At 61.9% G+C, this 4,298-nt stretch carries 6 protein-coding genes; 1 reads left to right on the forward strand and 5 read right to left on the reverse strand.

From position 1 onward, the window contains the following. The 4 genes from HLUSI_RS0124435 to HLUSI_RS0124450 form a co-directional block, all read right to left on the reverse strand. Positions 1 to 342, reverse strand: a 342-nt coding sequence (locus HLUSI_RS0124435) for an ABC transporter substrate-binding protein (protein WP_016836432.1), incomplete at its 3' end; no start/stop codon positions are given. Further along, positions 342 to 1,181 (reverse strand): pantoate--beta-alanine ligase, encoded by an 840-nt coding sequence (panC, locus tag HLUSI_RS0124440; protein ID WP_016836433.1) that lies wholly within the window; start codon positions 1,179 to 1,181, stop codon positions 342 to 344. The genes HLUSI_RS0124435 and panC, both read right to left, overlap by 1 nt. 98 nt (positions 1,182 to 1,279) lie before the next feature. Further along, the gene (locus HLUSI_RS0124445; protein WP_016836434.1) at positions 1,280 to 2,146 is read right to left on the reverse strand and encodes a segregation and condensation protein A; all 867 of its coding nucleotides are present in this window, start codon (positions 2,144 to 2,146) and stop codon (positions 1,280 to 1,282) included. Positions 2,147 to 2,155: 9 nt separating this feature from the next. Continuing rightward, positions 2,156 to 2,362, reverse strand: coding sequence for a DUF3460 family protein (locus HLUSI_RS0124450; protein ID WP_016836435.1), 207 nt, complete (start codon positions 2,360 to 2,362; stop codon positions 2,156 to 2,158). A gap of 74 nt (positions 2,363 to 2,436) precedes the next feature. Here HLUSI_RS0124450 and bamE point away from each other — a divergent pair, with 74 nt between their 5' ends. Continuing rightward, entirely contained in the window at positions 2,437 to 2,952 is a 516-nt protein-coding gene (gene bamE / locus HLUSI_RS0124455; protein ID WP_016836436.1) for an outer membrane protein assembly factor BamE domain-containing protein, read from the forward strand. A gap of 26 nt (positions 2,953 to 2,978) precedes the next feature. Here the strand turns inward: bamE and HLUSI_RS30560 are convergent. Continuing rightward, the coding region (locus tag HLUSI_RS30560; RefSeq protein WP_016836437.1) for a Na/Pi cotransporter family protein at positions 2,979 to 4,298 on the reverse strand (1,320 nt) is incomplete at its 5' end.

The following is a 4,298-nucleotide window of genomic DNA, read 5'->3' on the forward strand; positions in this document are numbered from 1 at the left end:
GGCCGAATTGCCGCTGCGCCAGGCCAGGATCAGGTCCGGTTTGAGGGTAAGGATTTTTTCGATGTCGACCGCGCTGATGCGGCCGACCGAGACCGCTTGCAACGCGGCCGGAGGATAGTTGCTGTAGTTGCTCACGCCGATCACATACGGTCCGGCGCCGGCGGCATAGAGCAATTCGGTGGTGTGCGGCGAGAGGCTGACGATGCGGCGCGCGGGTTTGTCGAGGCGGATGTCGTTGCCGAAATCATCGGTGACGGTGATGCTTGCGGCGGCGTTGCCTGCACAAAGCAACGCAAGCACCGCCGGCAGGGCGGACCGCAGCGGCGTCTGCCAATGACGCATCAGACTTCGAGATTGTCGATCAGGCGCGTCTTGCCGAGTTTGGCGGCGGCGACCACGACCAGTTGTTCGCCCTGCGCCAGATCGCCGGCGGACGGCGGTTGCAAGTCGTTGCGCTTGCGGATCGAGATGTAATCGGGCTGCCAACCGCGCTGCGCCAGCGCATCCATGGCCTTGCGTTCCAGTTTGGAGATGTCCAAGTGGCCGCTGCGCACTTCGTCGGCGACCTGGTTGAGCACCTTGTACAACTCGGGCGCTTCGGTGCGCTCATCGGCCGACAGGTAGCCGTTGCGCGAAGACAGCGCCAGGCCGTCGTCGGCGCGCCAGGTTTCGGCGGCGATGATTTCGGTCGGCAGCGCAAACTGGCGCGCCATGTTGCGCACGATCATGAGCTGCTGGTAATCCTTCTTGCCGAACACCGCCACGCGCGGCTGCACACAGGAGAACAGCTTGAGCACGACGGTGGTCACGCCGGTGAAAAAGCCGGGACGGAATTCGCCTTCGAGGATATTGCCGAGGTCATCCGGCGGCTGCACGCGGTATTCCTGCGGCTCGGGATAGAGATCTCTTTCCGTCGGTGCGAACAGGACGTAGACGCCTTCCTTCTCCAGCTTGTCGATGTCGGCCTGGAAGGTGCGCGGGTACTTGTCGAAGTCTTCGTTCGGGCCGAATTGCAGGCGGTTGACGAAAATCGACGCCACCACCGGATCGCCATGCGTGCGGGCCAGGCGCATCAGCGACAAATGGCCTTCGTGCAGGTTGCCCATGGTCGGGACGAAGGCAGTGCGCAATTGGCCGCGCAGCTGGTCGCGCAGTTCTTCGATGGACGAGATGATTTTCATGGCGTTATGTCGTGGATGGATGCGGAAGCGGACTGTGCTCTACAGGAGCGACCGGGCTGAAGGGGTGGTTCGGCAGCCCGGCAACCCAGCTGGGTGGATCAGCTTGGAGAATACGACAGCCGCACATAAATCGGCGCGAAGGCTTCGGCCTGGGTGATTTCGATCAGGGTTTCCTTGGCCAGCTCGAGCAGGGCGATGAAGTTCACCACCAGCACCGGCACGCCGCGCGCCGGATCGAACAGGTCGGCGAATTCGACGAAGCGCGCCGAGCGCAGGCGGCGCAGGATGCCGGTCATGTGCTCGCGCACCGACAGTTCTTCGCGGCTGATGTGGTGATGTTCGGTCAGTTTGGCGCGGCGCATGATGTCGGCCCACACCGCCTGCAGGTCGTCGAGGTTGACCTCGGGCCAGCGCACGACGACGGTTTGTTCGATGTGAACCTGGGTGCGTACATAGTCGCGGCCGACTTGCGGCAGCGAATCGAGCTCCTGCGCGGCCAGCTTCATCTGTTCGTATTCGAGCAGGCGGCGCACCAGCTCGGCGCGCGGATCTTCGGCTTCTTCGCCGGAGTCGGCCTTCCTGACCGGCAGCAGCATGCGCGATTTGATCTCGATCAGCATCGCCGCCATCAGCAGGTATTCTGCGGCCAGCTCAAGGTTGTGCTTGCGGATTTGTTCGACGTATTCCAGGTATTGCAGGGTGACCTGCGCCATCGGGATGTCGAGGATGTTGAAGTTCTGTTTGCGGATCAGGTAGAGCAGCAGATCCAGCGGTCCCTGGAACGCTTCCAGGAAAACCTCCAGCGCGTCTGGCGGAATGTACAGATCGGTCGGCAGCTTGAACAGCGGCTCGCCGTACAGCTTCGCAAAGGCGACGCCGTCGACCACGTTGGGAGTCGAGTCCGGCTGGCCTTCCAGCGTCAGTTCGGCAGCGTCGGAGGATGGAGTCCCGGCGTTTTCGATCATGCTGACGAATTAGTGATTTTGGTAGACGTAGGACTGTTGCTTGACGCGGGATTCGGTCTCGCGCGCGGTCTTGTCCAGATCCAGCGGCGTCTTGTCCCACAGCAGGGCACGACCGGCGCGTTGTTCTTCTTCGAGGTTGGGATTCTTTGCCTTGAGCTCGGCGATGAACTTGGTGGCTTCCGACTCGTACGAGGTGAAAAGTTTGCTGAAGAACATGATTTATCCCGGGAATTCTTGTTAACTGGCCAATAACCGCTATTCTACCCTGTCTTGAAGCTCTGATATCAAAGATGACCATGATCAAAAACAAGTTGCTGGCCCGGCTGGCGGCCATCTGCGCGACGGTGCTCGCGCTCGGTTGCGACCGCAACGGCAATCCCGTGGAGGAATTCGGTTTGGACAAGTTGAACAAAGGCGCATCGACCGAGGCCGACGTGCGCAGCGTCATGGGGCAGCCGGACAGCGTGCGCGAGGAAAGCGATGGCGGCCGCACGCTGGAATATCCGAAAGGACCGCAGGGCGTGCGGACCTGGATGTTCCGCATCGGCGCCGACGGAAAATTGTCGGATTACCAACAAGTGCTGACAGCCGAAAATTTCGACAGGGTGCAAAAAGGCATGACGCGCGAAGAAGTGCGCAACATGCTCGGCCGCCCGCGCACCGTGGTGCCGTTCGCCCGCAAGAAGGAAGAAGTGTGGGACTGGAAATACCTGCACGTCCATGAAGAACGGCTGTTCAACGTGCATTTCGACATGGAGACCGGCAAGGTCGTGCGCATGTCGATTTCGGAGATTTCCGGGCACTGACCGGGAACATCGGCCGACGCCCGTGATCAGGGCGGATGCGAATAGTCGCCGAACTCCTGGCGCTCCTGCACCGCCACCGGATCTTCGCCAATGTCCATGCGGCTGCGGCGCAGCATGCCGGCTTCATCCAGCACCGAATACGCCGTCGAGCAGAACAGCGAATGCATGCGGCGCATGTCGCTGATCAGGTCCAGATGCAATGAACTGGTCTCGATGCTCTGCTGGGTTTCGCCGGCCAGCCGCGTCAGGTGGGTCTTCGAATAAGCGCGTTCGAGATCGCGGAAGGCTTCTTTTTCGGCCAGCAGTTTTTGCGCGCTCTTGAGGTCGCCGTCGATGAACACCGACAGGCCCAGTTGCAGGCTCGCCACCAGGCGCGCATGCATTTCACAGACTTCGTTCATGCCGGCAGCAGAGAAGCTGCGCTGCAGCGCGATCTTCTTGCTTTCAATGCCCTTGACGATGCGCTCGATGATGTCGCCGGCCTGTTCCAGGTTGATCGTCAGTGTGACGATGTTGGTCCAGCGGCGCACTTCCTTTTCATTGAGCTCTTCGCGCGAGACGCGCGCCAGATACATTTTCACCGCCGTGTACAGCTTGTCGACGTCGTCATCGAGCTTGCGGATCTGTTGCGCGCGCAGCTGGTTGTTGTCGCGAATGACCGGCAACAGGCTCGTCAACATTTTCTCGATCAGGTCGCCGATGCGCAGCACTTCACGCGATGCATTGGCCAGCGCCAGCGAGGGCGTGTCGATTGCGGCGAGGTCGAGATGGCGCGCGACGGCGGCGTCTTCCTCGTCCTTCTGCGACTCAGGCAGCAGTCGTACGCACAGGCGCGACATCGGTTCCACCAGCGGCAGCAGCAGGCCGCAACGCACCGTGTTGTACAGCACGTGGAAGGCCACCACGCTGAAGCGCAGGTCCTTGCCCAGCAGGGCAATCCACAACTCGATGTAATTGATGAAGGGCAGCACCACGATCGCGCCCGACAGGCGGAACAGCATGCTGCCCAGCGCCACCCGCCGGCCCGCGACGTTCTGGCTGGCGGCAGTCAGCAGCGCCAGGATGCCGCTGCCGAGGTTGGCGCCGATCACCAGGCACAGCGCGACCTTGAGCGAAATGATCCCGGACGTGGCCAGCGTTGCCGCCAGCAGCACGGCGGCCAGGCTGGAATAGGTCAGCATGGCGAACACCGCGCCGATCAACGCGTCGAGGATGATGTCGCCGGTCAGTGTGGAAAACAGCACCTTGATGCCGGCGCCCGTGATCATCGGCCGCGTCGCCGCAGTAATCAGTTCCAGCGCCAGCAGGATCAGGCCGAGACCGATCACGGCGCGCGCCAGGCGTCC

It is taken from the genome of Herbaspirillum lusitanum P6-12 (genome assembly GCF_000256565.1).
GTDB lineage: Bacteria > Pseudomonadota > Gammaproteobacteria > Burkholderiales > Burkholderiaceae_D > Herbaspirillum > Herbaspirillum lusitanum.